Below are 26,772 nucleotides of genomic sequence, written 5' to 3'. Positions count from 1 at the left end.
GCTTTTGTTTCTAGCCGCGCTTGTCTTGTAGATACCGACGGGCTTTGCCCATCATGGGCTTTTGCGCGGGTAGAATGCATGGATAACTTGATGCTTACGGGCGACGGAAAGGAATCGTTGCATGGATCAGGACAAGACAACCGTGATGGGCGGCTACGGTTCCGCGCAGGCTGGCGATAGCGCCGATGCGACCCGCGTTGTTCCCAACCCCGGTTATACCGACCCCGCCGCGACGCAGCCTTCTGCCGAGCCAACCCGGGTTATGGGCTATGGCGACACAGCGCGGGATTCTTATGCTGTATCTTCGCAAGGCTCCTATGGCGACGCAGCTCCGGACCCGTTTGATTACGCGCCGCAGGATTCTTATGCCGCCTCGACGCCGAATCCCTATGATGACCTGCCGCAAAATCCCATTCCGCAGCCTCAGCAGACGACGTATATGCCTCGCACGGCGCAGCCTCGCTACGAGTCGCGCGAGCCGTATCGCGAGTACCCCAAGTCGATTCCGCAATATGGCGAGGACGAGGAGAAGAAGCCGTCGCGTTCGTCGAGCGTGATCAAGAAGATCCTCATCGTGCTGGCGATCTTCTTTGCGCTGTCGGTTGTGTTTGCCATTGTGTCGGGCATGCTCAACAAGCGAGGGAGTTCAACGGCCGATACCGCTGCCGAGCAAACCGAGTCCGCCTCGTCTAGCACCGTCGATCTGAGCGATATCCCGGGGCAGTACTGGTCCAACGCCAAGAAACTTCTCAAGTCGCGCGGCGCCAATCTTTCGAATGCCGTGGTCCTGACTGATGATGGCTCAACGCCCGTCATCGATGCCAACTGGGTCGTTACTTCTGCTTACTATAACGACAGCGGCAACCTCGAAATTCAACTCACGCACAAGAATAGCTCGGGCAACTCGCCCGACGGCCAAAGCGGTACCGACAGCTCGAGTTCCAATACGCTGGAGGACTTGAGCAACAAGGCACAGGAGTTGGGAGACAGGGCGCAAGAGCTGGGCGATACGGCACAAAACCTGGGCGACACCGCGCAGAACTTGGGCGACATGGCGACGGGTGCCTGGAATGCACTGCAAAACGGCATCTCGGGCGCGCAGGGAAACTAGCTGTTAAGCGGGCTACAGCTGTTCAGCCGGACGGTCGGGCGAGCTAAAGCCCGAGTCAAACGTAACGACGCATGAGGCATTGGGTCGGCGCTCGTGCACGATGCGCGTGACGAGCTCCAGCAGCTCCTCGTCGGATATGTCAAAGCCGTCGGGGCGCACCAGGTCAAACGAAACGAACCCGTCGTGCTCGTGCAGGTCGTGGATGGAGAGCGCGGGGTCGATCTGCATAACGCCGCGCTTGACCCAGCCGCGCAAATCATCGCCGGTTGTCGCGATGGGGTCGCAGTGCAGCGTGATGCCAATGCCCATCTGGCGCTTGATGTCGTGCTCGATGGTGTCCAGGATCTCGTGGTGCTCAAATGCGTCGCCCTCGCCGGGCATCTCCACGTGAGCGCTGGCAAACTGACGACCGGGGCCGTAGTCGTGCACCATCAGGTCGTGTGTGCCCAAGACCTGCGGATAGGACATGATCTTGTCGCGGATTGCCTGGACGAGCTTGGGGTCGGGCGCTTGCCCCAGCAACGGGCTGATGGCGTCGCGCACTAGGCCCATGCCGCTGATGCAGATGAAGATGCCCACACCCAGGCCTGCCCAGCCATCGAGGTCAAAGCCGGTCGTCTGCGAAATAAGCGCCGCCACCAAGACCGAGCCCGAGGTGATGACGTCGTTTTTGGAGTCCTGTGCTGTGGCAATGAGTGTTTCGGAATCGATACGGTTGCCCAGCGCGCGGTTGAATGCGGCCATCCAGAGCTTAACGAGCATGGATGTAGCCAGTGCCGCAAGGGAAACGAGCGTGTAAGCGGTGGGGGAAGGCTTGATGATCTTGGTGACCGACTCGAGGATCAGGTTGATGCCGACGGCGCAAACCAGGACGGCGACAAACAAGCCGGCGAGGTACTCGTAGCGGCCGTGGCCATAGGGGTGGCCTTCGTCTGCCGGGCGGCTGGCGAGGCGGAACCCGAGCAGGCTCACGATGTTGCTCGAGGCATCGGAGAGGTTGTTGAAAGCGTCGGCGATGAGGGAGACGGAGCCAGCGAGCAGGCCCGCGATGCCCTTGGCCAGGCACAAGGTGATGTTGAGGCCAATGCAGATGAGGCTTGCGGCGAAGCCCGCGTTGGTGCGGCGGGAGGTATCGACCGGCTCGCCCTCGCTGCCGGGAACAAGCGTATGTACCAGCCGATTTACAAATAGCATAGCGGTCGTCCTCACAATCATGTTTAAGGGGATAGTGTAGCTCGCGCGGGGGCGCCGTGCACCGATGCTCAGAAAATGCAGCAATAGTCTGCCGGTGCTAACGAGCGAGCCTTCTCGTCTGCCTGGGTGGTCCATTTTGGGCCACATGGGTATGGGCATGTGCCTGTTTGCTCGACATACTCAATGTCGACAGCCCCTGTGCAAAGGAGGACGTTTCCATGGACGAGATGTTTGCCATTAAATGTCAAAACTGCGGCGGCCCTATGTACTCGCACCAAGCTAAGCGCAGCTTTGAGTGCGCTTATTGCGGTGCGGTCATTCCGTGGCAGGCGGACGCCGGAGAGCCCAAGAGCGCTTTGGGCATTCGCCATACGCCGTTGACGGTGGTGGATGGACTGCTCAAGCTCACGCATGTGTCGCAGCTCGAGCGCCCGGTGGACCCCGACTGGTATTTCTTTAATGAGCACTGGCGCAATCAGTCGGTTCTGGAGCATCTGCTGTGGGAAGACCGCGGCACGGCCCAGGAGTTCCAAGAGGCCACGCACGTGAGCATCCCCTGTCCCTTCTGCGGAGCGTCCTTTGAGGGCGAGTCGACCCAGCGCGTGTTTGAGTGCCCGTCCTGCGGCAATAAGATCGGTGTCGCCGACCTGCTCAAGCCGGGGACGTTTAGCAAGCGCCTGACCATGGGCGTTGGTGCGGAATATGTGCCCGAGCAGGGTATTCCCTGCGAGATAACGCCGCAGCAGGCGCGCGCCAATGCGCTTGAGCTGGTGCGCCGATATCTAGACGCCTTTGCCGGTCACGATGTGGAAGACGCGATTCAAAACGACATGATGCTCTTCTACTTCCCCATGGCGCTCGCGGACCTGCGCATGATGGCGTCCTTCCCGGGCAAGGGCCTGAGCAAGGAGACCCTGGTGTACTACGAGGTGCTCGACTGGGCATATCCCAGGGCAAACTACCTGGACGTTCGCCTTATGGGCATTCTGGAGCCATGGGACTTTGCCAAGGTTGGGTCGTTCGACCCGGCCATGCAGGAAGGCGACTTCCGCGTTGTCTCCGTCGATGCGTCCACCAAGGACCAGGTGGTCATTGACAAGCTGGCGCTCGACATTGTTGGCAACGATGCCGAGACTTTCCTGGGGCTCAATAAAAAGAGCATCCGCACCTGGGCGCGCAAGGCCCGCAAGCACAAGGACGGCCTGGTTATGGTGCCGGTCTACTTTGTCGATCGTCCCGCGTCGGATGGACGTAATGGCGAGCAGGTGCGCATTGCCGTGAACGGCCAGACGGGCCGTGCGGCGGCGGTGGTGTTTAGCGACAAGCGCGAGACGCATATTGTGGCGCCGCTCAATCCGAGCCTGCATCTGTCCGGCGAAAGCACCGTTCACGCCACGCCCGTCGAGGTCAAATACATCAAATCGCCATTCCTGTACCAAATTGTGCGCCGTGGAGGCGACGAGCAGCCACGTCAGGTGGCAGCGGCTGCCGAGGGTTCCTACCGAGAAGAAAAACCCAAGCGCAAGGGATTGTTCGCTGCGATCTTTGGGAAGTAGGGAAGCGGAGCCGGGGCGTCGGGCTGCATCGCAAAGTCATGAGACGAATTTAAGACTGCTGGGAACGTGCTACCATTGCCGATAGCCTTAATCTTGTAAGAAGCGGAGGCCAGATTATGGGTTTTGCGGATCAGCAGCTTCAGCTTCAGGTACCGTATTCTCCTGACGACACGTTTAATGCCTTGAAGGCAGCTATGGAAAAGCTGCCTAAAGTAAAAGTTGATAGTGCATCGCCCGCAACAAGAACAGTTGCAGCCGAGATTGGTATGAGCCTTTGGTCTTGGGGCGAAAATATCAGTATTTCGGTTGTTCCAGTTGAAGGCGGATCTGGTGTTACTGTCAAGTCGTCATCTAAGGTCAGGGCAAACGTATTAAACGGGGGCAAAAATGCAAAGAACATTGCCGAGATAGTCGATGCCCTATCGAAGGAGCTTGAGCGGTATCCGCAGGTTTCACAGACTATTGAGACGCTGGCGGATAGTGATTGATGTAGTTGCAAGGCTTGAGAGGCTTGCAACGCTGCGTGATAGTGGAGTGCTTACCGAGGAAGAGTTTGCTGCAGAAAAGGCAAAAATCTTTTTGTAATCAGACACGGTGGTTGGATTTGCATTCTATTATTGAACTTGGTTATACCAGGCTGAAAATATCGTGTGTAATAAAGGTGCGTAGTAGTCTCGTCTTGATTGGCAGATGTAAATAAACGGTGGAACGGCTGTAAAAGAGCCTTGCCACTGGGTAAAATCAGGATGTGCCGCGGAACCCGCTCCTCAGTCGGTCAACTTTGGAAGCGCGGGCAACGCAGGTATTATCGTCTAAAGGGCCGGGTGCAACCGGCCCTTTGCATGACTCCCTTCGCTATCCGTTACTGCTTATATTCCCGCCAGATCGAGTAGAGGTTCCGGACGATGCCGGTTACATACATCGAGAGGCGCAGGATTTCAAGAAACAAGTTCATAGGCTTCACCCCAATCAGAGATTAGAGCGTTGCCCGCAGGCGGATTCCGCGGCAGGCATAATTCTACCTCACGGGCCGCGGTGGAGGATAGCCTGCCCCCTGGTTTTGAGCAGTGTCGATCTAACGGGCGATCAAACCTCTAGTACTCTTTGAATTGAGCAAGCATCTGCCCGAAGAAGCTTAGTTCGGATGGCTCATAAATGATCGAACCGCCGTCCGCGGTCCTGTAGACCCCGCAGGGGAGGTAACGCCCGTCGGGGAGGATATAGAGGCTGGCTTCTTCCTTCAGTCCTACTGGAAATAGCGGAATCCCGTTTTCGTCCACTTGGAACTCGTCTATATTTGCGACCTCTCTTTCCATGATGCCCCCTGGTCAGTTTCTATCGTAAGTGCGCCCTAAAACAAACACTGCTCAATCAGCTCTTTTCCGCGTAGGGTGTCGACCCACTCCTGCGGGATGGCTTTGAGACCGTATGCCGTGCCTGCGAGGGCGCCGGCGACGGCTGCGGTGGTGTCGGTGTCGTCGCCCAGGTTGACGGCGGCAAGCACGCAATCTTTGTAGCTGTTAGTGTTGACGAAACACCAGGTGGCTGCCTTAAGCGTGTCGCGCACGAAGCCACCTGACCTGATCTCCTGCTCAGGCACGCCTTTCAGATGGAGTGCCCACGAGGGGAGCACGTCGTTCATCACATCTCTCATCAGCTCGACAAATATGACGCATGCACCGGTCGACGTTCTGTGGGCGTGCGTAATCGCGGAGACCTTGCTGACCTCTTCGTCTGTCGCATCGGTGAACGCCAGGGGAGCGATGCGCATGAGCGATCCGTTGCCGTTGTCGCGCTCGCCGGAGCCTCCTTTGCCGGTGTGCAGGGCGCGGGCGGTCGTACCGCCGTAATCGAAAACGCCGTCGATCGTATACTCGCTACGGGCAATCCAGCCTACGAACTTGTCGCGCATGTCCTCGGTGTCAATGCGGCCGAGCTCTCTGATGGAGTCGCAGGTGGCGAGCGTCATAGATGTGTCGTCGCTCCAGGTGCCGGCGGGCTGCTCGTGCGTGCCGTAGCCGATCATGTCGGTGCATTCGAACGTGCCACGAGGTCTGAACTCGTAGGGAACGCCCAGCGCGTCACCGACGGCAAGCCCATAGATGCAGTCGCGCAGTGTTGTTTTCGGTCTGTGTGTCATGGAAAGCTCCTCTTTTCCCGGGTGATGTGGAGCGCCGTCGGGCGTTTCGGTCGCAACGTGCTGCTACCCTTGCGTTTCGCCATTGGTCGCTTCGTTGATGGCGCGGTACTCGGCACTCAGCTCGCGCGCCAGCTCTTCCTTGCTTGGAAGATACGGCAGGTATTTGGCGGCAAACACTTGGTCGTTGTCTTCGGGCAGCGTGTACTCGACGATCGAATCGCTTTTGTCCGCGCAGAGCACGATGCCTATGGGCGGATTGTCGCCTTCGTTCATGAGCTCACGCGTGTAGTAGTTCACATACATTTGCATCTGGCCCAGGTCCTGATGCGTAAGGTCATCGGTCTTAAGGTCGATGAGCACGAAGCAGCGCATCAGATAGTTGTAAAAAACAAGGTCAATATAGAAATGGCGCCCATCAAAGGTGATGCGCTTTTGGCGCGCCTCGAAAGCGAAGCCACGGCCAAGCTCCAGCAGGAACTTCTGAAGATGTGTGATGAGCGCCTGCTCTAGATCGCTCTCGCGAAACGCAGTATCGTCCGAGAAACCTAAAAACTCCAGTACATATGGATCGCGGATGATATCCTCGGGGCGACGAGCTGGGGCGCTCTTTTGGATTTCTTGGGTGACAGCCTCCTTGTCTTTGCTGGCAAGTAGGCGCTCGCGGAACATGGTGTTGATCTGGCGTTCGAGCTGGCGCGTGCTCCAGCGAGAGTCGGCGCATTCGTTCATGTACCAGGTGCGAGCTTCGGGGTCAGGAATGCGTATTAACCTGCGGTAATGTGTCCAGCTCAATTCGGGACGCAGTGAGTCCCGAATTGGAAATGCAAGATAGAACTGACGCATTTTGCGCAGCTCTCTTGCTCCAAAACCTTTACCAAAATCCTTGGTAAGTCTGATTGCGAGGGCCTTGAGCAGCGCCTCTCCATACTTGGCGCGCTCCTCTCCGCCCTGCTCATCAACTATGCTCTTGCCGATCTCCCAATACGCCTCAACCATCGCAAAGTTAACGGCGGTATAGGCCTTGTCGCGAGCGGCGTTGAGAATCGAGGAACCCTGCTTGTAAAAACCTTCGGGCACGATTGCCGATTCTCCACGGTTTACCAGTTCGCCCATCACTGTCGCCCCACTTTCCTCTTGTGGAATGCATCTTTATCGCATCTAGTTTAAAGCCTCGCGCGGACACGAATTGCTGTGCTGTCTGGCACCTTCGCATGGGAGCCTTGCGGTGACTAAAATGTGGCAATAGAGACAGTTTTAGCGAACCCCACGGGAGTGACGCGTATGGACAACAACACGCTGCTATTCCAGGACAAAGGTTCGGGTAGGTTTAAAGACGTTAAGATCTACCCCAATCGTATCGAGGTGCTCAAGAAGGGCACTTTTGGCGACAGGCACACCGAGATTGTCTACCTTAAGGACATCACGGGGGTCAACAGGATCAAGGGTCGCGACGTTTCCCTGCGTAACAGGCTGTTGACCGCTTGCGTCTTTAGCCTGAGTAGCCGTGCGAAGGCCCAGGAATTTGTGAAAGCTCTGAACATGGTGATGTAGCCGATAGCGGCGTTCGGGCCAAGGTAAAAATCGGGGCGCAGAACGGTATTCTGCGCCCCGATTGAGTTAATGCGCCCAAAAGACTGGCTTGCCTATTCGTTAACGTCCTCGGTATTGTCGCGGTCACTGGCAAGCATTGCTGCACCTGCGACCGTTGTCGCCACGGCGGCGGCAGCGAGCCCGGCGGCAACGCCAGAGCCGTCGCCCGTGTTGGCGAGCTTTCCGCCCGAGCTCTTGCCCTGGCCTCTCTTGTTGCTCTTGCCGTTCTTGTCGGCGCCGCCTGCGTTGGAACCCGTGTCGCTGCCGGTGCCGCCTGCACTGCCCGAGGCCGCTACGGTAAAGCTTGCGGCTCCGTCGCTGGCGAGCGTGTAGTTCTGCGCCGCGTCGCCCAAGAGACCGTTCACGCGCACCCAGTACGTTCCTGCGGCAAATGTTTCGCCCTCGGCCATTGCCGTGCCCGGAGCGCCGTTCGCGTCGTGCACAAACTCGAGCTGGGCCGTGCAGGCATCGGTTTCGAGCTTGCCCTCGAGTGATGCCGCAATTTTGGCGCGCACGTCTTCGCCGGCCTTAAGGCCTTCGAGTCCCTCAAAATGGGGCGTCAGCGCGCGTGGATCGATATCGATGGGCACAGAGCCCTGCAGCCCCGTAACGGTCTCGTTGCCCAGGGCGTCGACATCCACGTATTCAATGGCAAACGCATGGCCCGAAGCTGTCGCGTTGAGCGCGTTGCTGCTGTCGGCAAGGCGGAAATGACCCTCGCCAACGGTCTTGCCATCCTGGAATGAGGCATCGCTCAGCGAGTCGCCGTACGTCATGCGCATGCGGGTCGGGAGATAGTACGGGAGATAGTACGAAGCCGTCTGCTTGTGCTCCGTATCGTAATTGCGCTGGTAGATGCTCCGGGCCAGCGCCGCATCAACAAAGTCGGATGCGATGATGCCAATGTGCTTGAGGTAATCTGACTTTGTATCCTCGGTGCCGCTGGGGTTGATGTACGGGCTCTTATACAGATGCTCGTTGACTACTCGTGCCGAGGTAAAAGGATTGCCTCCGTGCGACAAGCCCGTGCAGCTGGTGTAGTTGATAGACCAGCAGCGCTCCAGGACTTGCTCCTTGGCCCCGTTATCGTCCTCGACATCTACCTCGTTGCGCGTGCGCCCGGTCGTTTCCTTCAGCGCATTATCGACCCAGCTGAGCTTGTCGGTTCCCGTGAGTTTGTACTTGTCCTGGGCGTATACCTTGGTGCAATAGGGCTCTTTGTCGCCTGTTCCCCCCGCGGCTTCAAAGCCCCGCGCGTCTTGGACGAGACACATAGTGGTGCTGTCGGAGTGAGCCTTGATCTTGTCATCCCATTCGGTAAGGTTGAGGCCCCACGTATGGCCGCTTACACTGTTGCCGGCGAGCCTAAATCGACGCAGCAGAACGATCTTTCCGCGAACCTCGCCCAGCGTGGGGACATGGCTCGACGTGTAGAACAGATCGGGATTATCGTCCATAACCTTGGCGAAGGCCGTTGTTATGCTTTCGTCGGTAGCCTCATCGTTGCCGCGCGATGCGAGCATGATGAGCGCTTCTGACGGGTTTTCGTTCAAAAACGTTTTGAAGTACCCGATGACATCGGAGAGATGCAGATAGTTCCCGTCTTTTTTGAGTAGGTAGAAAATCCCGTGGTCGATGCCGGGGTCGTCGCCCTTTCCGAGTCGGATATCAAAATAGCGGATTCCCTCGAGCAACTGCGTGGGAATGTAATCCTGCTGGCATTTTACTTGCGAGGATTGGGGCTCAGTGTCGTTGTCCACGCTGCAGGTGCCCGAATCGTGCGTGCCCGGGATGCTCAGCTCGTCGAGGAACTTGTTGTCGTTGACGTATTTCATCCAACATGGTCCATCGACGTAGCTGCTGTACGTGATCCAGTCGAGGCTGCTAACCGTGGCATCGTTCTTTTTCATGTCGTAACCGATAAGTTCGAGCTCCCACGGAATGCTCTTACTCTTATGGCAGATCTTATTGTTGTCCTGGTCTTTGCCGTTCGATTCTATTGCCAGGTACTTAATGTCTTTTTTCTCGGTTTCTTTCTCGACCGTGCGGTCTCGGATGATATAGGTTCCGTTTGATTGACGCTCGAACGCAAAAGCGCGGCTGGGCTTGTTGTCATACTCGCCGCCCCATACGTGGATGACCTTTCCATCTTTGTCCGAGTCGCCATCGACCGACCAAATGCTGTAGCCCGTCTTTTTATGCTCTTCGAAATTGAGCAAGGTGCGGATGGCATACCAGTTTGTATTGTCATTCTTGGTCGTTACGTTCTCAAGGATGAGCTTGCTGGACGTGCCGTCGTTAAACAAGTGGCAGACGTTGCCGCGAACGTTGCCGTCTTGGTTGACGCTCGCGGTGCGAAAATAGCCCGCGGGGCGAAGGCGAATGACGAAATTGCCGAGGTGCTCCGCCGGTTTGGGCGTGTCGTCTGCAAATGCCGCTCGCAGGGGAATGCCCGGTGCCGCGGTTTCTGGCAGGCTTGCAAGCGGCGACAGCGCCGCAAGACCTAAGCCCAGCGTAAATGCTCGGCGGCTGATGGCATGGTGTTCGGTCATAACTCCTCCATTCGCAGCGTGCGGTTATGCGATAGTTTTGGTCACTATACTGCCCAGATGTTTAAAGATGCTGGTTTAATTGTCTGCGCGGCGCAATAAATCGGTGGGCGGACGTGTTGAGGTGTTTGTCGTTTTCGTACTGTTGCCACATTTGGGGCGGTTCCGGCGTCCGGCACCCTCGCGTTCGCCGGCTATCGGCATAAGAAAGGGAGGGCCGGCGAGCCGATCCTCCCTTGGTGCGAAGCGCTCGGGTATCGTCGCTTGTTTGCACTGTGCCCGTGTTTCCCGCTGCGCTCGCCAGTCGTTTAGCGCTTGATCTCGATATCGTCGAGCTTGACGTCCATGGCTTCGGTCTTGGCTTCGGCGATGTCGTCGGCAAACTCCAGAGACTTCATCATGGTCTCGACGGCGTCCTTGTGCTCTTCGACGTTGTCGATACGCACGTACACGCTGCCGCCGTCAACGTCGGTGAAGTACTCGGTCGTCACGCCGCCCGAGTGCGTAAAGTAGGCGCTGCGCCAGGTCTTGCCGTTGTACTTGACGGGATCATTCTCGGTCCACTCAAAGTTGGCCTTCCATTTGGTCTCGTAGTCGAACAGCTCGTCAGCGTTCTTGTCAGAGTCGAAGACAGGGATGAAGCGATCGCTGGCGTGCTCGCTCTCGGTGAGCTTAAACTGGGCCCTGTCGGCGGTGTCGCCGGCAACGTCGGTGATCTCGACGCCCTCGGGCACCTCGACCTTAAACCAAATGAAGTCGGTCCTCATATCCACGGCTGGCTTTTCTGCGCCGCCGCCACCGCCACTGCCGGTAGCGCCGCCGCTTCCGCCGCAACCCACCAGGGCAACCGCGGCAAGGAGACTGATGCAGAGTGTGAGAATCGCAAAGGCCTTCTTTTTCATGGTCGTGTCCTCCTCGATCTGTAACCGCCCATGGATTACCTGCCTTTACTGTACGCGTGGACGGCTCGCTAGGGTGGGCCATGTGTCCCATTCTGAGGGCCGGATTTGCGCCGACAAGTGGCAATATGCGCGGGTCCAAAAGAGGGGAGGGCCGATGCCTGTCGGCCCTCCCCGGGGTTGGGTGCCCGTTGCTTTAATGGGGCGCATGTGCGCAGGTGCGCGTAGGCGCGTGCGGGTGTCCCGTTACTTGAGCTCGATGCTCGAAATCTCGACTTCGCGCGCCTCGGAAACTGCCTCTGCCATGTCATCGGGGAACTCGATGGAGTTGAGGAGCGTCTCGGCTTCTTTCTTGTGCTGGTCGAAGTTCGAGATGAGGACGCAGACGCTTCCCGGCTCAACGTCGGTAAAAAGCATGGTTGAGATGCCGCTGTTGTCCTCGTATGTTCCGACGAGCCACGTCCTGCCGTTATACTCGACGGACCCGCCATCCTTCCACTGGAACGTATCCCCCTTCTTTTCTGCCTGGTCGGCGTGGGACTCCTCGGCCGTCAGCGCTTTTTTCCAAACGGGGATAAAGCGATCGGGCGAGGCATTCTCGTTCTCGGGGAAGGTGAGCTGGACCCTGTCGGCATTCTTGCCGGCGGAGTCGCTCACGCCAACGTTCTCGGGCATCTCGACCTTAAACCAGATAAAGTCGGTCTTCTTGGCGACGGGGGCCTTTTCCTTGCTCTCGCTCTTGGGGGCGCTACCGCCGCCCGATGCGCTCCCGCCGCAGCCGACAAGGGCAAACGCGGCAAAGAGGGCGATGCAAAGGGAAAGGATCGATAGGGTCTTTTTCTTCATGGTGGCGTCCTCCTTGTCTGCCAGGGACATCGTGTGCCGCGGATCGCTGGGGCGGCGGTTACGCATGCGCATGATGTCTTTGTTTACTGTGCGGTTATTCTTCCATTCGTCGTCCGGTGCCGTGATGAGCTTGCCCCAACATAGGGCTCCTTACCTATATGTATGCCCCAGCTTGTGCTGCCCGGGAGTCTCGAAAGGTGGGCCATGTGTCCCATGTTTGTGTCGCTGCCGCCTATCGTGTGCCATAGAAATCCGCGATGGCCAGGTGCGCTGACGCTCATGTGCTTATGGGCTAGACTTAGCACCATTACGTGATCGATGCGGTCGGTCGGCGGTTGCCACCCGACCGATGTATATGACTTGAAGGTGCATGTGCATGAGCCAAGAGATGATGGACAAGACCTGCCGCGGGTTTGCCGAGGCGCTGGCCGCGCGCGAGCCGGTTCCCGGCGGTGGCAGCGCGAGCGCCTTTGTGGGCGCGCTGGGCGCCTCGCTGTGCGGAATGGTTGCCCGCTACGGTGCGACCAATCCCGCGCTTGCTGATCGTGCGGATGACCTGACGCGTGCGTTTGCCCATGCTGATGAGCTGGCCCAGGAGCTTGTCGAGTTGGTTGCCGAGGACGTTCGTGCCTATGGGCAGGTGTCCGCGGCATACGGTATTCCGCGTGACGATCCGGCTCGAGCGACCGCGATTCAGGATGCGCTGCATGTGGCCGCTATGCCGCCGTATCGCATTATGGATGCCTGCGGGCGCGCGCTGGCGCTGCTCGAGGACATGGCCGACAAGGGTTCGCGTCAGCTGCTGTCCGATGTGGCGTGCGGCGCCGTGTTCTGCCGTTCCGCTATGCAGGGCGCGAGCTTGACGCTCTTTGCGAACACCACGTCTATGAAGGATCGCGCTCGTGCTGAGGAGCTCGAGACGGCGTGTGATGAGTTGCTCGACATGTGGTTGCCGCGCGCCGATGCGCTGGCGCGCCGCGCCGCCGACGCCGCAAGGAAGAGGGGATAGCCATGGCTGAACTGCTGAAGGGTGCCCCCGTTGCTCGCGCTTTGACTGAGGAACTTGCTGCTCGCTGCGTGGCTTTGCGCGAGCGCGGCGTTGTGCCGACGCTGGCTATCGTGCGCGTGGGTGAACGCGAGGACGACCTATCCTACGAGCGCGGTGCGCTCAAGCGCTGCGAAAAGGTTGGCATTGAGGCTCGCCGCGTTTTGCTTCCCGCCGATGTTTCGCAGGACGAGCTGTTGGCGGCCATCGAGGACATCAATACCGATTCGTCTGTTCATGGCTGCCTGATGTTCCGCCCGCTGCTCGCCGGCCTTGACGAGGATGCGGTTGCCGCGGCACTCGATCCTGCCAAGGACGTTGACTCCATGACGCCGGTTTCGCTGCTCACCACGCTTTCGGGGCGCGGCGAGGGTTTTGCCCCCTGCACAGCCGAAGCCGTGCTTGCTTTGCTGGATCATTACGGCGTTGAGCTGGATGGAGCTAAGGTTGCTGTGGTCGGGCGCTCGCTGGTGATCGGGCGTCCTGTTGCCGCCATGCTTACGGCGCGCAATGCGACCGTGACGACGTGCCATACGCATACGCGCGACCTTGCTGCCGAGTGCCGTGCTGCCGACATTGTGGTTGCCGCCGTTGGACGCGCGCGTACGATTGGCGTGGATGCGGTTCGCGAGGGCCAGACGATCATCGATGTTGGCATTAATTGGGACGAGGCCGCTGGCAAGCTGGTGGGTGACGTCGATTCTGATGCTGCGGAGCCGGTCGTTAACGCCATCACGCCCGTGCCGGGCGGCGTGGGCGCTGTGACGACGGCGATCCTCGCCAAACACGTGATCGAAGCGGCCGAGCGCGCATCGAAATAGGCGTTTTGGGCTGTTTGAGGGGTTAGTTCTATACCCCGTGGACAAAAAATGCCAAATATGAGTACTGTTGCCAAGATAGTCACATATATTTTAGGTCAAATAGGCTCTCTAACGATATTTATTATCGATAGAGAGCTTATTTTATTGGACCTATGAGGAATTACATCATCTAATTTTTGAACAAATGTAGACTTTCGACACCCATACGTAGCAAAATTGCTGTTACTAAATTGGTGACAGTACTCATATTTGGCATTTTTTGACCACAGGGGTTGCCAGCGCCGTGGTTTCGCCCTTTCTGCGCCGAAGCGATACACTGTTATCGTTTGATTTCTTCGCTCAAGGAGGATGCGCATGCCGTGCACAACGATTTTGGTTGGTAAGAACGCGAGCTACGACGGGTCGACGTTGGTCGCCCGCAACGAGGATTCGTCCAACGGGGTGTTTGAGCCCAAGCGTATGCGTGTGGTGCATCCCGACGAGCAGCCGCGCGTCTATACGAGCGTCCTGAGTCACCTGACCGTTGAACTGCCCGATAACCCCATGCGCTACACGAGCGTCCCCGATGTTGTCCCGGGCCACGGCATCTGGGCCGAGGCCGGTTTCAACGAGCTCAATGTGGGCATGTCCGCAACCGAGACGCTCACCACCAACGAGCGCGTTCGCGGCGCCGACCCGCTCGTCGACTACGTGCCCGCCAAGGGCAACGAGGACGAGGACGGCTATGTTCCGGCGCAGCCCGGCGGTCTGGGCGAGGAGGACATGGTGACCCTGGTGCTGCCATATGCCAAATCCGCCCGCGACGGCGTACGCATTCTGGGTGACCTGCTCGAGCGTTATGGCACCTACGAGAACAACGGCATCGCCTTTAGCGACGTGGACGAGATCTGGTGGCTCGAGACCATCGGCGGTCACCACTGGATCGCCAAGCGCGTGCCTGACGACGCCTATGTGACCATGCCCAACCAGCTGGGTATCGACAGCTTTGACCTGGATGACGCCGAGGGCGCCCAGGCCGATCACATGTGCTCCGCCGACCTGCGCGCTTGGATGGCCGAGTGGCATCTGGACCTGACGCTGGGCGTCGAGGGCGACGGTCCGGCCGCGGTCTTCAACCCGCGCGAGGCCTTTGGCTCGCACAGCGACAGCGACCACGTCTACAACACGCCGCGCGCCTGGTATATGCAGCGCTGCCTTAACCCCAGCGATGTGTGGGACGGTCCCGAGGCCGACTACACGCCCGAGAGCGACGATATTCCCTGGAGCCGCGTGCCCGAGCGCAAGGTGACCATCGAGGACATCAAGTACGTACTCTCGAGCCACTACCAGGGCACGGAGTACGACTGCTACGGCAGCAAGGGCACGCCCGCCACGCGTGGCGCCTATCGCCCCATCGGCATCAACCGCAACAGCCAGCTCGCTGTGCTGCAGCTGCGCCCCTATGCGCATCCGGCCTACCGCGCCGTGCAGTGGATGGCCTTTGGCTCCAACTCGTTTAACGCGCTGGTTCCGCTGTACGCCAACGTCGAGACCATGCCCGAGTACTTTGCCGACACGCAGGCTCGCGTGACGTCCGAAAACTTCTACTGGGCCAACCGCCTGATCGGCGCGCTGGCCGACGTCCGCTTCCATGAGTGCGGCCGCGCAGTCGAGGATTATCAGGAGAAGGTCGGCGGCATGGGCCACAAGCAGATTCATGACGTCGACGCTGCCGTAGCCGTTCTGCCCGAGGCCGAGGTGCCTGCCGAGCTTGCACGCGCCAACGAGGAGTTTGCCGAGCTCGTGCGCGTGGAGACCGATGCCCTGTTGGGCAAGGTGCTCTACACCACGAGCTGCGCCATGAAGAACTCTTTCGCGATGAACGACAACGTGAGATAGGGATTTCCCGTCGATCGAATAGCGCTTAAACGCTTTGTCGCTTTCACTCAATCTTGGGTACAAGAACGCCAATGCAGTTGTTTGTGATTGGAGACAACCATGGTTATGAAACTCGATCAGCTTGTTAACGGCGCCATCAACGTGGGCTTCGGCGCCGCCGCCGTTGCCGTCGAGGGCAGCAAGAAGGTTCTCGACGACCTTAACACCAAGGGCGAGCAGGTGCGCAAGGACGCAGGCGCCCCCGGTATCGCCCGCAGTGTGTCCGACATGTTCGAACAGGCCGGCGGTACCATCTCCGATCTGACCGAGCGCTTGGGCATGCAGGGCGAGACCGCGGCCCAGCGCGTGCTTGACGAGCTCATCCTTGCCCGCGTCCGCGTCATGACCGCCCCCGAGCGCACGGCCTTCCTGGCCCATGTGCGCGACATCGTCGATTCGGTCGAGGACAACGTGACCTCGGTGCCCGTCGAGTCCGTTGAGCCCGACGATGCGAAGGATACCGAAGAGGCCGAGTAGCAGCGCAGATGGCAGATTCCACCACCGATTACAACAATCTAGATCCCTTGGGTGACGAGGCGGCGGTTGTCGATGAGGTCGACGCCGCCGTCTCGGGCGCTCGCAAGAAGCCGCGCGCTGTCGATATGGTCCCCGAGGAGCCCGACGCGATGGCGCCGGACGAGGAATACCAGCTCACACCGGCAGGTCGCCGCGAACGCATCGGTCAGATCGTTCGCCTGGTCAAAAAGTATCGTGTGTGGGATAACCTCACGCCGGTGCGCCTGCGCCGCCTGCTCGAAGAGCTCGGCCCCATGTTCGTCAAGATGGGGCAGATTCTGGCTAACCGGTCCGAGATTCTGCCGCAACGCTTTTGCGACGAGCTGCGTCGTCTGCGGTCCGACGTGGAGCCGGTGCCGTACGAGGTCGTACTCAGTTGTCTGGAAGAAGAATACGGCCTGCGCCTGGGGGAGATGTTCGATGCGATCGACCCCAATCCGCTTGGTAGCGCATCACTCGCGCAGGTGCACCGCGCTCGTCTGGTGACGGGCGAGGACGTGGCCGTCAAGGTGCAGCGCCCCGGTGCGCAGCAGGTTATGGCACAGGACATCGATATCATCCGCTCGGTGGTGCGTATCGTTTCCAAGTTCGTCAACACCGATCAATTCGTTGATCTGCACGGCGTAGTCGAGGAGTTGTGGACTTCGTTTCGCGAGGAGACCAACTTTTTGGCCGAGGCCAAAAACCTCAACGACTTCTACGAGTTCCATAAGAGCGTTCATGGCGTGACGTGCCCTAAATCCTATCTGGACCTGTGCACCGAGCACGTGGTGGTTATGGACTACGTCGACGGCATTTCGATCGCCGATCCTGAACGCTTGGTGGCCGAGGGCTATGACTTGGAAAAGATCGGTGCCGCGATTGTCGAGGACTACTCGACGCAGGTGCTCGACGACGGCTTTTTCCATGCCGACCCGCATGCGGGAAACATTATTCTCAAGGACGGCATCGTTTACTTTATCGACTTGGGCATGGTCGGACGCATGTCGAGTCACGATCGCGGTATCGTCAAGGACATGATTTTCGCCGTGGCCGAGGGTGACGTGCCCAAGCTCAAGGATTCGCTCATGCGCTTCGCCGTGACGCGTGGCGACTCGGCTGAGCTCGATCATTCGGCCTTTTTGTCCGATCTTGACTTTATCGTGGCTGACTTTGCGGGCCTTGACCTGAAGGATCTGGATATCGGCGAGTTTTTGACCTCGCTGTTAAACCTGGCGCGCAAAAACGACGTTGAGCTGCCGAGCGTGGTGACGATGTTCGCCCGCGGCATGGTGACGCTCGAGGGTCTGCTGACCGAGTATATGCCCAATGTCAACATGATCCAGATTATCCAGACGCACATCAAAAACGAAAAAAGCACCTATGCGCGCGTGCGTGATATGGGACGCGATCTTGCCGCGAGCAGCTATCGCGCGGCAAAAGGTTCGCTCGAGGCGGCCGAGTATCTGGGCTTGGCTTCGCGTATGCTCACGCGCGGCCAGCTTAAGGTGAACACGCAGATCATGAGCAGCGATAAAGCGCTGCGACAGCTGGGCGGAATTATCGACCGTATGTCGATGGCAATTGTGATTGCTGGCCTGTTTATCGGTTCGTCGGTGGTGTACTACGCGCGCATCGAGCCGGTTGTGTTTGGTATCCCGGTCATTGGCTTTATGGGCTACGTCAGCGCACTGGTGCTGGCGCTTATGCTGGGCCGCAATATCTGGCTCAACAGTCACGGCGGCAAGCACTAGAGGCCGCGACCGTCACCGCATTTTCCTATCGCAAACAATAGCTTTTACCTTGGGCTTCGCCTGCGTGCGAGGCCCTTTTGCGTGATACCATTTTGACGGTAATAATCGATGGCCTAGATGGTGGTGCGGAGACGCACGAATGCGCGGTTTACCTGCGCGTTTGGGAGAATTGGGGTGCAAGTCCCCGGCTGTACCAGTAACCGTAATTCCTCTTGGCTCGGGATGTTCGCGTCGCAGATCGGACGACGTGCCCGAGTCGTTAAGGTTAAGTCGGATCGCCTCCCATCTTGCATGCGGCTGCGGCGTATGCCGCCGGTGTGCATAGGGCTCTGGAGGGAAGGGGGACCCCGATGGGGGAACTCGAGCGCAACATGCGCGATGACGTGGGGCAGCCTCAAGGCAACGCTCCAAGTACAGACAATGGGAGACAAATGGATATGTTTGTGGACGAGCGCCAGCGCGTCTCGCATCGCCGTGGCGCAATTGCGCGCGGCGTAGCCAAGCGCGGCCTGGTGGCATTCCTGGCCTTCGCGATGGCCTTTGGCACCACGCCGGCTCAGCTGTGGGCCGAGGGCGCCGAGGGCATTGCCGGGGCTGTGGCTCAGGCTGCGACGCCTGCCGAGAACGGCTCTGGTGAGTCCGCGACAAGCCCCGCTGCCGACCTCAATGCGAGCGGCGTGGTGGCGAATGGGGGCACTGCCGAGCAAGATGCCGCCGCGACAACTTCGGGCCCTACCGACAAGACTGAGGACGATAGCGCTGCAGGCAATGAGGCGCCGGTTGCATCGACGTCCGATGCCTCGAAGCAGGACGCCGCCGTTGTCTCTGCCGCTGGAGAGGCCAAGACTCAGCCTGCCAAGGCCGAGAGCCAGGATGTCTCTGCCACGTGCTCCGTCGTCGGCACCGACGCCAAGGGCGCCCAGCAGACCTGGGCCGCCGCGCAGCGGATCACGCTGAAGGAGGGCTCGACCGCGGCCGACCTCTCCGAGCAGCTCTTCAAGCAGGCCGGCCTGACCACCGATTATGATCCCAACGGCACCTGGGGCTGGGCGCTCAACACGATCACGTCGCCCTTCGATAAGGACCGCAAGCTCGGCTACGACTCGGCGACCGGCGCGCACTGGCAGCTGTTCGTCAACGGCAGCGCCTCCGAGGTCGGCGCGGGCGGCTACACGCTCAAGGACGGCGACTCCGTCGTCTGGTGCTACTCGAAGTACGGCGACCCCGCGCCCGAGCAGGTTTCCGTCACGATGGAGATTATTGGCAAAAAGACCGGGATAGCTCAGCGTTGGACGAACCCGTCGATCCAGGTGTTTGTTAAGGGCACGTCGATCAAGGATGCCTCCGCTGCTTACTTCGATGCCCTTGGCATAAAGTCAAAAATGTACGACGAATTTGGCTATTGGGGCGTCTATAGTCTCGTATCTCCGCTTGATGGCATCGAGCTGTCGGGTGCATGGTCGTTCTTTGTCAACGGCGTTCCTGGGTCTCAGCTCGATAGCGATTATGTGCTCAAGTCTGGCGACAAAATCGTCTGGGCTTTTGCTCCCGGCGATACTGTGCCCGGCGTCGACAGTGTTGTTGTTGACCCGGGTGCCGCACGTCCTAACTGGGATAGCGATTGGCCTGGTTATACGAGCGCCGACAAAGTAACCGACGCTCCTGTGCCCACGAAAGACGCTGAGGCAAAATGGGTGAGCGAGCTCAAGGGCTCGAACGAATGGAGCAAGGGTATTTCCGACCCGTTGCTGGTCGGTGACTACCTCTACGTGGCCGTTGGTTCCAAGCTGCTCAAGAAAGATGTCGACACGGGTGAGACCGTTGCCGAATCGCCTTTGGCGGCAAAGATCGATTCGACCTCGCGTATGGTATACACTGGCGGCGTGATGCTCGTGCCGCTTTCGAGCGGTCGCCTGCAGGCGCTGACGGTTGATACTCTGGCGACGGTTTGGGTAACCGATGAGTTGCCTGCTGGCCCCGATGGTGCTCAGCAGTCTCTTGCGTCCATTACGGTTCGTGACGGCTTTGCCTACTTTGGGACGGCATCGGCCAGCTGGTCCGACTCGAGCGACGGCTACCTGCTCTGCGTGCGCATCTCCGATGGCAAGGTTATGTGGCAGCATAAGAACGAGAACAGCAAGGGCTATTACTGGGCCGGCTTGGCGTTCTCGGGCAATTATGGCGTCATCGCAGATGATTCCGGTACGGTGAGCACGGTCGACCCCGAAACTGGAAAGACCGTTGCGTTGCTCAAGATTGCCGAGCGCGTGCGCACGACGGTGCTGGTCGATGGATCGATTGCCTATGTCGTGAGCGCCGATGGCGTTTTGCATAAGCTTTCGGTTGGAACGGACGGAACCCTTTCTGAGCTTGGCAAGGTGACGTTTGGTGGCAGCTCGACCTCGACGCCGGTGCTGGCCAACGGCAAGATTGTGGTCGGAGGCTCATCGACCGAATCCTTTATGGGCGGTTATCAGAACAAGTACACGTATCACTACGGTCAGCTTGCAGTGATTGATGCCGAGACGCTTTCCGTGGACTATTCCATTTGCAAGGCGGACGGTAGCTATATTCGTCAGGGGGCTTCGGGCGGCGGTGATGTAAAGTCGCAGCCGGTCGTTTCTGTCCAGAATGGCGAGACGTACGTCTACTTTACGTCCAACAACAACCCGGGCGGCATCTATCGTTACCGTATTGGCGATGACGAGGCCGAACTGCTTTATACGCCCGTGGCGGGCGACCAGCAGTACTGCATGGCTTCTATTTCGGTCGGATCCGATGGTTCACTCTACTATGTCAATGACTCGGGCAAGCTGTTTGCTGTCAAGGGTAATGGCCAAAGGGTCAAACGCTATACCGTGACGTTCGACGCCAACGGTAAGGATGCGGCGATGCCCGATTCTCAACGCGTGAAGGAAGGCAAGGCGGCGACGGAGCCCTCGACTCAGCCACAGTGCAAGGGCTACACTTTCGGCGGTTGGTTCACCGATGAGGCTTGCACGCAGGCGTATGACTTCAGTACGCCAGTGACGGCCGATCTGACACTGTATGCCAAGTGGACCAAGAATGCCGTTAACCCTGGCGGCAATGGCGGTTCTGGCACTAATGGTGGCAACGGTGGCGCTGGCAACGGTTCCGGCGCTGGCGCTGGCACTGGCACGGGTTCCGGCTCCGGCTCTAAGGGCCAGCAGGCCGGCGGCGCTATCGCCCCGGGTCATAAGCCGACGACCAAGACGACGGTGTCGACCAAGACCGAGACCAAGGACAACAAGTCCGACAAGAAGGACACCGATAAGTCCGATAAGAAGGACGAGAAGAAGTCTGACAAGAAGTCTGACAAGAAGGACAACAAGTCCGACAAGAAGTCCGATTCCAAGTCCGATTCCAAGTCCGATACGGGTGCTGCTTCCACGACCACTGCTAAGAAGTCCTCTAGTGCTTCCGAGCAGGAGACTGGCACCAACCCGCTCGCCATTGTTGGCGTTGCCGCCGGCGTCATCGGTCTCGCCATCGTCGGCGTGTTCGTGTTCACCAAACGTCGGTAGGTGAGGGCTGTGTCCAATAAATCCAAGGACGCTGACCCCAAGCAACCAGATTCCTCGTTCATTCAGTTCGACGAAGCAAAGCAACAGGGCGCCGCTTCGGCGGCGTCCGCCCCTCGTCGCAAGACGCTCCTCGGCGTCCTGACTGCCGCGTGCACCATTCTGATCGTCGTCTCGCTGGGTTTCGTCCATCCTTCCGAGAGCGGTGCCTGGTCCATCGACTGGATCATTCAGACCGTGACGGGGGAGAGCGTCGTCACCAAGGACACCAAGGTGTCTGGCTCGACTACGACTTCGGGCGAGGCCAGTTCCAAGGATTCCAAGTCATCGAATGACGCAAAAGATGAGTCCAAGTCCAAGGACGATTCCGAGTCTTCAAACAAGGAATCGGACAAGAACTCGGATAACAAGAAGTCCGAGGACCAGGACGGCAAGAAGTCTGGCGATAAATCCGCTGCCCAAAATACGGGAGCCGGTGATACTTCCAATGCGTCTGGCGGTGGCCAGTCGTCTGATGGAGCCTCATCCTCTAATGGTGGAAACGCCTCCTCGGGCGGCCAGAGCGGCTCGCAGGAGTCCAGCTACGTAACAGTGACGGTTTCGGTCACATCGAGCGCTGTGGGCAATCCTGTGTCTTCTGGTGGCACCTTTACCTTTAACGAAGGCGCTACCGTCTATGATGCCCTGTGCGCGCTGGGCCTTTCCGTTAACGCACATGGCTCGTCGTACGGCACGTATGTCTCCGCGATTGGTGGTTTGGCCGAGAAACAGTACGGTGGCACGAGCGGCTGGATGTACTCCGTCAACGGCACAACGCCCATGACGGCCTGCAGTAACTACGTTCTCTCCAATGGCGACAACGTGGTCTGGTATTACGTTACAGGCTAGGGACCTCGACATAGTGCGCCAGACGGGCGGTTCGGACAAACATCCGGGCCGCCCGTTTTTCATGCGAATGGGACTGGGTCGCCGGGTCTCTCGGCAAACAAAAAAACCGGTTGGAACGGGAATTCCAACCGGTTATACATTCAAGCAAATAGTGAATCGACTACGACCGTGCGCCCTCGAGAAAGAAGCGACGGCTGAAGTAGTTGTACCAGGTGACGAGGAACGTGGCGATGGCCTTCATGGCCTGGTAGCCGATGCTCAAAAACGTGACGCCCACAAACATGTATAGGTCGTTGAGGCCCAGGCCGATCACCGACAGGATGGTGAAGATCGTGAACTCGCGCTTGCGGCTCATGCCCTCGCGGTGGTCGAACACATACTTCATGCTGAGCCAGTAGTTGACCACGACGGACGTGGTAAACGAGACCGTGGTGCTCATCAAAAAGTCGAGATGAAACAGCTCGACAAGCGCAATGAGCATACCCCAGTCGATGCCAAAGGAGATAAGACCCACGACAGCGAACTTGAGGAACTGCTTGGTATGAGGTTGTGCCAGTGCCTTGCGCACGTAATCACATCCAATGCGTTGATGAATCGAGCAGAGGATACTTTAGAGCTTTTGCAAGGGAAACGTAAGGTCTTTGCCAAGAACTATACGAACTCGCCAAATTTTCAAGAGCTAATCCGCAAACGTTGAAAATTTGCCCGTAAACGAGCAAAGCCCACGAACAACACAGCGCTCGACGCGCGTCATCCGTGGGCATCGTAAAGCTGTAAGGTTGCGAGTTACTTGGTCTCGTCGCCTTCCAGGAAGATCTTTCGGGTCACAAAGTTGTAGACCATGACAAGCGCGGTGGCGCAGATCTTGGCGATATTGGCCTCGAGTCCCAGACCGGCGTTGAGTGTCAACACGATACCGTCGTTGAGTGCCAGGCCGATCACGGACAGCACGACAAAGATAATGAACTCGCGGCGGCGGCTCATGCCTTCCTTGTGTGCAAACACGTACTTCATGCTGGCGAGGTAGTTAAAGATGAGTGAGATGATAAAGCCGCTGGTATTGGCGATCAGGATGTTGAGGCCCAGACCGTAGTGGAGCAGATTCATAATGCCAAAGTCGATGACCGTGGCAATGACACCGACGACGCCAAACTTCATGATCTGCGCAAGGAGCTTTTGCATGGTACCTGCCTTATGGTGGCGCCGGGGCGCCGTGGGGATGACAAACTCAGCAAGTTTAGCCAATCCCCGCGGGTGGGGCTAGACGCGCTCCTCGATAGCACCGTTTCTATATGCATCGAGCAGCTGGCGCAGATCCTGGATCTGGCTGCGAATCTTGGCGCCAGTATCGGTGTCGCTCACCATGCGGCGACGGTCTGCTTGGTCAAAACGGTTGGTCTCGCTTTCGATGTCCACGTTGCGCGTGAGTGCCTCGGCAACCGTCGTAAAGGCCCGGTGCGACTTGAGGCGGCAGCCGCGCGAGCTCGAGATGAGCGTATAGCCGGCGATACCCGTCTTGGGATGGTAAGCGCGGCAGAAGCCGCCATCGATGACCAGCAGTTTGCCCTCGGCGCGGATGGGCTGCTCACCCTTGGTGGTTTTAACGGGCGTGTGGCCGTTGATGATGTGGCCGGTCGGTGAACATGCCATGGGCACGACGCCAAACTCGCGCATGATGTCATCGCAGACCGAGGGCGACTTGGTAAGCGTAAAGTACGGGTCCATCGGCTCGACCCAGGTGCTCTTATCGGCGATATAGGCGCGCTCAAAGGTACGCACCAGGCGTCCGCTGGCGGGTGAGTTAAAGCCAATCCACAGGTACCACATCCAGTCGAGGGCGTCGCGGTCGCCCACGCGCCAGGCGCGGCGGGCGATGTGGTCGCAAAAATCGAGATAATCGCGGCCAGCGTGCCAGGTGCCCAGACAGTTCATGCTGCTAAAGGTGCCGTCTTCGTTGAGCGGTACGCAGCCGTGGAAGAGCAGATTGCCGTTGGCGACCTTGTACATCGAGCCATGGGAAAAGAGGAAATCGATATGGCGATGCAGGTGATCGGCGGTGACAAACTCGGACACGAGCTTGTCGATGATGTGCTGCTCCTGGGGCGTGAGCGTATAGGGGTCCGCCGGGTCGACGGTGGGGAAGTCGTTGGTCGTGAGCGGCCACACACTGCCGTCGGCGAGCGTGACCGTGCCGGTGTCGTGATCGATTTTGTCGAGTAACAGGCGGTCGGTCATATCGAACTCGGGGTGGCGCTGGATAATCTGGCCCTCGAGCTTAAAGAGCAGCACGTTGATGGCCTTGATCAGCGGGGTGATGGGCTCACCGTCGGTGTAGGTGGCATCGGCAAAGGCGACAAGCTCACGCAGCGAGATGCCGTAGTCGTTCTCCAGGATCTCGTAGTTGTCGTAGCGTAGGTTGTTGCGCAGCACCGTGGCGATGCAGGCGGGCTCGCCGGCAGCGGCGCCCATCCACAGCAGGTCGTGGTTGCCCCACTGGATGTCGAGCGAATGGTAGGTGAGCAGGCGGTCCATAATCTTGGCCGCGCCGCCGCCGCGGTCGAAGATGTCGCCCACCAGGTGCAGGTGGTCGACGGCCAGGCGCTTGATGAGCGAGGCAAGCGACTCGATAAAGTCGTCGGCGCTGGCGGTCTCCAGAATGGACTCCACGATGCGCTCGTGATAGCGCACGCGATAGTTGTTCTCGTCCGGATGCGTGTGCAGCAGCTCGTCGATGATGTAGGCGTAATCGCGCGGGATGGCCTTACGCACCTTGGAGCGCGTATAGCGGCTCGAAAGCGAGCGGGCGACCATGATGAGCTGGTCAAGCATCGTCCTGTACCAGGTGGGCGAGTCTTCGCGCCGGCTGCGGACCAGGTCGATCTTCTCGCGCGGGTAGTAGATGAGCGTGCACAGCTCGCCCTTTTCGTCAAAGGAAAGCGTGTCGCCAAAAATCTCGTCGACATGTTCGCGCACGACGCCCGAGCAGTTGTTGAGGATGTGCATAAAGGCTTCGTACTCGCCATGCACGTCGCTCATAAAATGCTCGGTGCCTTTGGGCAGGTTGAGAATGGCCGAGAGATTGATAATCTCGGTAAACGCGGATTGCTCGGTGGGAAATTGTCTCGACAGCAGACGCAGATACTTGAAGTCTTGCGGATTGCGATCGAATGCGACCATGAAACACCTTCCGATGGAGCTGGTAAAACTGATAAACAGCGTCAAACGTTTATCAGTATGCGCCGCTTTTGTTTCGATTGGGGATGGGAGGTCGAATTGTTGGCCGAACGGTTTGGTAAATCGATTTAGTTGAGGTAGATATGGCGGTTGGGTGGAGACGTAGGGTCGCTTTTACAGACGTATGCCTCCGGGATCGATAGAGATGATGACGGTAAAGATGTTCACCACCTTTGGCTCTATTTGGTAAATAGTGGACATTTGTACCGTATTTATGCTTGCTGTGCGATAATTTTTATAACTATACGTAAGGAGCCTCATATGAGTGATTTTGTCCTGACCTGTGAATCCGCCGCCGATCGAACTCGGGAGTTCTTTGAATCGCGCAATATCCCTGTCGTGTGTTTTCATTACGAGATCGACGATGTTGTCTATGCGGACGATCTGTATCAGTCGATTACGCCGGACGAGTTTTTTGCCCAGATATCCGCGGGCGCCATGCCCAAGACGTCTCAGGTGAGCGTGGGTGAGTACGAGGAGTTTTGGGAGCCGCTTGTTGCCGAGGGCAAAGACGTGCTGCACCTGACGTTGTCGTCGGGTATTTCGGGCACGTATGGATCGGCCTGCGTTGCGGCGCAGATGCTCGCGGATCGCTATCCCCAGGGCGGCAAGGTGCGCGTCATCGATTCGCTGGCAGCGTCTTCGGGCTTTGGCCTGCTGGCGGAATGTGCCGCCGACGTGCGCGATAGCGGGGCTTCACTCGACGAGACGGCCGCTTGGATCGAGGAGCATAAGCTCAACCTGCACCACTGGTTCTTCTCGACCGATCTGTCGAGCTACCTGCGCGGCGGTCGCATTTCGGCTGCGAGCGCGATCATCGGCACGGCGCTTAAGATTTGCCCACTTATGACGGTCGATTGCGACGGCAAGCTGTCGCCACGTGAGAAGATTCGCACTAAGAAGCGCGCGATTTCCGAGATGGCTAAGACCATGATGGCACACGTGCAGGACGGTGCGGATTATTCGGGTAAGTGCATCATGTCGCACTCGGCGTGCCGCGAGGATGCCGAAGCAGTTGCGGCGCTGATTGAGGAACAGGTTCCGCAGCTTAAAGGCAAGATTGAGATCAATAACATCGGTACTCTGATTGGCTCGCATACCGGACCTGGTACGGTGGCGCTCTTCTTTATGGGCGACAAGCGCGTGGATTAATTTGCCCCATCACATCGCTGCATGATTGCTCAAACGAAA

23 protein-coding genes are annotated in these 26,772 nt (G+C 58.5%); 13 read left to right on the top strand and 10 right to left on the bottom strand.

Annotated elements, in window-relative coordinates; genetic code table 11:
• Positions 1 to 121 precede the first annotated feature (121 nt).
• Positions 122 to 1,111 (top strand): hypothetical protein, encoded by a 990-nt coding sequence (locus DXD56_RS02205; RefSeq protein WP_117639766.1) that lies wholly within the window; start codon positions 122 to 124, stop codon positions 1,109 to 1,111.
• Positions 1,112 to 1,123: 12 nt separating this feature from the next.
• On the opposite strand, the gene DXD56_RS02200 is transcribed toward DXD56_RS02205, so the two are convergent.
• On the bottom strand, positions 1,124 to 2,305 hold the full coding sequence (locus DXD56_RS02200; RefSeq protein ID WP_089572153.1) for a cation diffusion facilitator family transporter: 1,182 nt from the start codon (positions 2,303 to 2,305) through the stop codon (positions 1,124 to 1,126).
• A 218-nt stretch (positions 2,306 to 2,523) separates the two neighbouring features.
• Here DXD56_RS02200 and DXD56_RS10080 point away from each other — a divergent pair, with 218 nt between their 5' ends.
• The 3 genes from DXD56_RS10080 (at position 2,524) to DXD56_RS10285 (ending at position 4,446) form a co-directional block, all read left to right on the top strand.
• A complete protein-coding gene (locus tag DXD56_RS10080; protein WP_199411528.1) occupies positions 2,524 to 3,861 on the top strand; it encodes a hypothetical protein in 1,338 nt (445 codons plus the stop codon).
• Between the two features lie 116 nt (positions 3,862 to 3,977).
• Positions 3,978 to 4,349, top strand: a complete 372-nt coding sequence (locus tag DXD56_RS09945; RefSeq protein WP_147325169.1) for a DUF1499 domain-containing protein — start codon at positions 3,978 to 3,980, stop codon at positions 4,347 to 4,349.
• Positions 4,276 to 4,446, top strand: a complete 171-nt coding sequence (locus DXD56_RS10285) for an SHOCT domain-containing protein (RefSeq protein WP_089572150.1) — start codon at positions 4,276 to 4,278, stop codon at positions 4,444 to 4,446. Before DXD56_RS09945 ends, DXD56_RS10285 begins: the two co-directional genes overlap by 74 nt.
• 509 nt (positions 4,447 to 4,955) lie before the next feature.
• Here DXD56_RS10285 and DXD56_RS02185 read toward each other — a convergent pair.
• From DXD56_RS02185 to DXD56_RS02175, 3 genes are all read right to left on the bottom strand, one after another.
• On the bottom strand, positions 4,956 to 5,177 hold the full coding sequence (locus DXD56_RS02185; protein WP_117639763.1) for a hypothetical protein: 222 nt from the start codon (positions 5,175 to 5,177) through the stop codon (positions 4,956 to 4,958).
• Between the two features lie 35 nt (positions 5,178 to 5,212).
• Positions 5,213 to 6,001, bottom strand: coding sequence for an ADP-ribosylglycohydrolase family protein (locus DXD56_RS02180; protein WP_117639761.1), 789 nt, complete (start codon positions 5,999 to 6,001; stop codon positions 5,213 to 5,215).
• Positions 6,002 to 6,064: 63 nt separating this feature from the next.
• On the bottom strand, positions 6,065 to 7,114 hold the full coding sequence (locus DXD56_RS02175; protein ID WP_117639759.1) for a YhcG family protein: 1,050 nt from the start codon (positions 7,112 to 7,114) through the stop codon (positions 6,065 to 6,067).
• 168 nt (positions 7,115 to 7,282) lie between these two features.
• Here DXD56_RS02175 and DXD56_RS02170 point away from each other — a divergent pair, with 168 nt between their 5' ends.
• Positions 7,283 to 7,552, top strand: a complete 270-nt coding sequence (locus DXD56_RS02170) for a hypothetical protein (protein WP_117639757.1) — start codon at positions 7,283 to 7,285, stop codon at positions 7,550 to 7,552.
• A 92-nt stretch (positions 7,553 to 7,644) separates the two neighbouring features.
• Here DXD56_RS02170 and DXD56_RS02165 read toward each other — a convergent pair whose 3' ends face one another.
• The 3 genes from DXD56_RS02165 to DXD56_RS02155 all read right to left on the bottom strand — a co-directional run bounded on the left by DXD56_RS02165 (position 7,645) and on the right by DXD56_RS02155 (position 11,885).
• Positions 7,645 to 10,143, bottom strand: coding sequence for a phosphatidylinositol-specific phospholipase C (locus DXD56_RS02165; RefSeq protein WP_117639755.1), 2,499 nt, complete (start codon positions 10,141 to 10,143; stop codon positions 7,645 to 7,647).
• Positions 10,144 to 10,448: 305 nt separating this feature from the next.
• On the bottom strand, positions 10,449 to 11,042 hold the full coding sequence (locus DXD56_RS02160) for a hypothetical protein (RefSeq protein WP_117639752.1): 594 nt from the start codon (positions 11,040 to 11,042) through the stop codon (positions 10,449 to 10,451).
• A 243-nt stretch (positions 11,043 to 11,285) separates the two neighbouring features.
• Positions 11,286 to 11,885 (bottom strand): hypothetical protein, encoded by a 600-nt coding sequence (locus DXD56_RS02155; RefSeq protein ID WP_147325168.1) that lies wholly within the window; start codon positions 11,883 to 11,885, stop codon positions 11,286 to 11,288.
• Positions 11,886 to 12,261: 376 nt separating this feature from the next.
• Here DXD56_RS02155 and DXD56_RS02150 point away from each other — a divergent pair, with 376 nt between their 5' ends.
• From DXD56_RS02150 to DXD56_RS02120, 7 genes are all read left to right on the top strand, one after another.
• The gene (locus DXD56_RS02150; protein ID WP_158549281.1) at positions 12,262 to 12,894 is read left to right on the top strand and encodes a cyclodeaminase/cyclohydrolase family protein; all 633 of its coding nucleotides are present in this window, start codon (positions 12,262 to 12,264) and stop codon (positions 12,892 to 12,894) included.
• Between the two features lie 2 nt (positions 12,895 to 12,896).
• Positions 12,897 to 13,751 carry a bifunctional 5,10-methylenetetrahydrofolate dehydrogenase/5,10-methenyltetrahydrofolate cyclohydrolase gene (locus tag DXD56_RS02145; RefSeq protein ID WP_117639746.1) on the top strand — a complete coding sequence of 285 codons (855 nt, stop codon included), beginning with the start codon at positions 12,897 to 12,899 and terminating at the stop codon, positions 13,749 to 13,751.
• A 354-nt stretch (positions 13,752 to 14,105) separates the two neighbouring features.
• Positions 14,106 to 15,629 (top strand): C69 family dipeptidase, encoded by a 1,524-nt coding sequence (locus tag DXD56_RS02140; RefSeq protein ID WP_117564483.1) that lies wholly within the window; start codon positions 14,106 to 14,108, stop codon positions 15,627 to 15,629.
• A gap of 99 nt (positions 15,630 to 15,728) precedes the next feature.
• The gene (locus DXD56_RS02135; RefSeq protein WP_117639744.1) at positions 15,729 to 16,145 is read left to right on the top strand and encodes a hypothetical protein; all 417 of its coding nucleotides are present in this window, start codon (positions 15,729 to 15,731) and stop codon (positions 16,143 to 16,145) included.
• An 8-nt stretch (positions 16,146 to 16,153) separates the two neighbouring features.
• Positions 16,154 to 17,917: an AarF/ABC1/UbiB kinase family protein gene (locus tag DXD56_RS02130; RefSeq protein WP_117639742.1), complete on the top strand. Its 1,764-nt coding sequence runs from the start codon at positions 16,154 to 16,156 to the stop codon at positions 17,915 to 17,917.
• 431 nt (positions 17,918 to 18,348) lie between these two features.
• Positions 18,349 to 21,462: an InlB B-repeat-containing protein gene (locus tag DXD56_RS02125; protein WP_158549280.1), complete on the top strand. Its 3,114-nt coding sequence runs from the start codon at positions 18,349 to 18,351 to the stop codon at positions 21,460 to 21,462.
• Positions 21,463 to 21,471: 9 nt separating this feature from the next.
• Positions 21,472 to 22,347, top strand: coding sequence for a DUF4430 domain-containing protein (locus DXD56_RS02120; protein WP_233504111.1), 876 nt, complete (start codon positions 21,472 to 21,474; stop codon positions 22,345 to 22,347).
• 160 nt (positions 22,348 to 22,507) lie between these two features.
• Here DXD56_RS02120 and DXD56_RS02115 read toward each other — a convergent pair whose 3' ends face one another.
• The 3 genes from DXD56_RS02115 to DXD56_RS02105 all read right to left on the bottom strand — a co-directional run bounded on the left by DXD56_RS02115 (position 22,508) and on the right by DXD56_RS02105 (position 25,524).
• Positions 22,508 to 22,915, bottom strand: a complete 408-nt coding sequence (locus DXD56_RS02115) for a GtrA family protein (protein WP_055250894.1) — start codon at positions 22,913 to 22,915, stop codon at positions 22,508 to 22,510.
• Between the two features lie 218 nt (positions 22,916 to 23,133).
• Positions 23,134 to 23,529 carry a GtrA family protein gene (locus tag DXD56_RS02110; RefSeq protein ID WP_006235398.1) on the bottom strand — a complete coding sequence of 132 codons (396 nt, stop codon included), beginning with the start codon at positions 23,527 to 23,529 and terminating at the stop codon, positions 23,134 to 23,136.
• Between the two features lie 78 nt (positions 23,530 to 23,607).
• A complete protein-coding gene (locus DXD56_RS02105; protein WP_117639738.1) occupies positions 23,608 to 25,524 on the bottom strand; it encodes a fructose-1,6-bisphosphatase in 1,917 nt (638 codons plus the stop codon).
• Between the two features lie 318 nt (positions 25,525 to 25,842).
• On the opposite strand from DXD56_RS02105, the gene DXD56_RS02100 reads away from it, so the two are divergent.
• Positions 25,843 to 26,733: a DegV family protein gene (locus DXD56_RS02100; protein ID WP_117639736.1), complete on the top strand. Its 891-nt coding sequence runs from the start codon at positions 25,843 to 25,845 to the stop codon at positions 26,731 to 26,733.
• Positions 26,734 to 26,772 lie beyond the last annotated feature (39 nt).

The sequence above is a fragment of the Collinsella sp. TM06-3 genome (assembly GCF_003436395.1).
GTDB lineage: Bacteria > Actinomycetota > Coriobacteriia > Coriobacteriales > Coriobacteriaceae > Collinsella.
The sequence above is the reverse complement of the archived record's forward strand: the minus strand, read 5'-3'. Positions and strand labels throughout refer to the sequence as shown.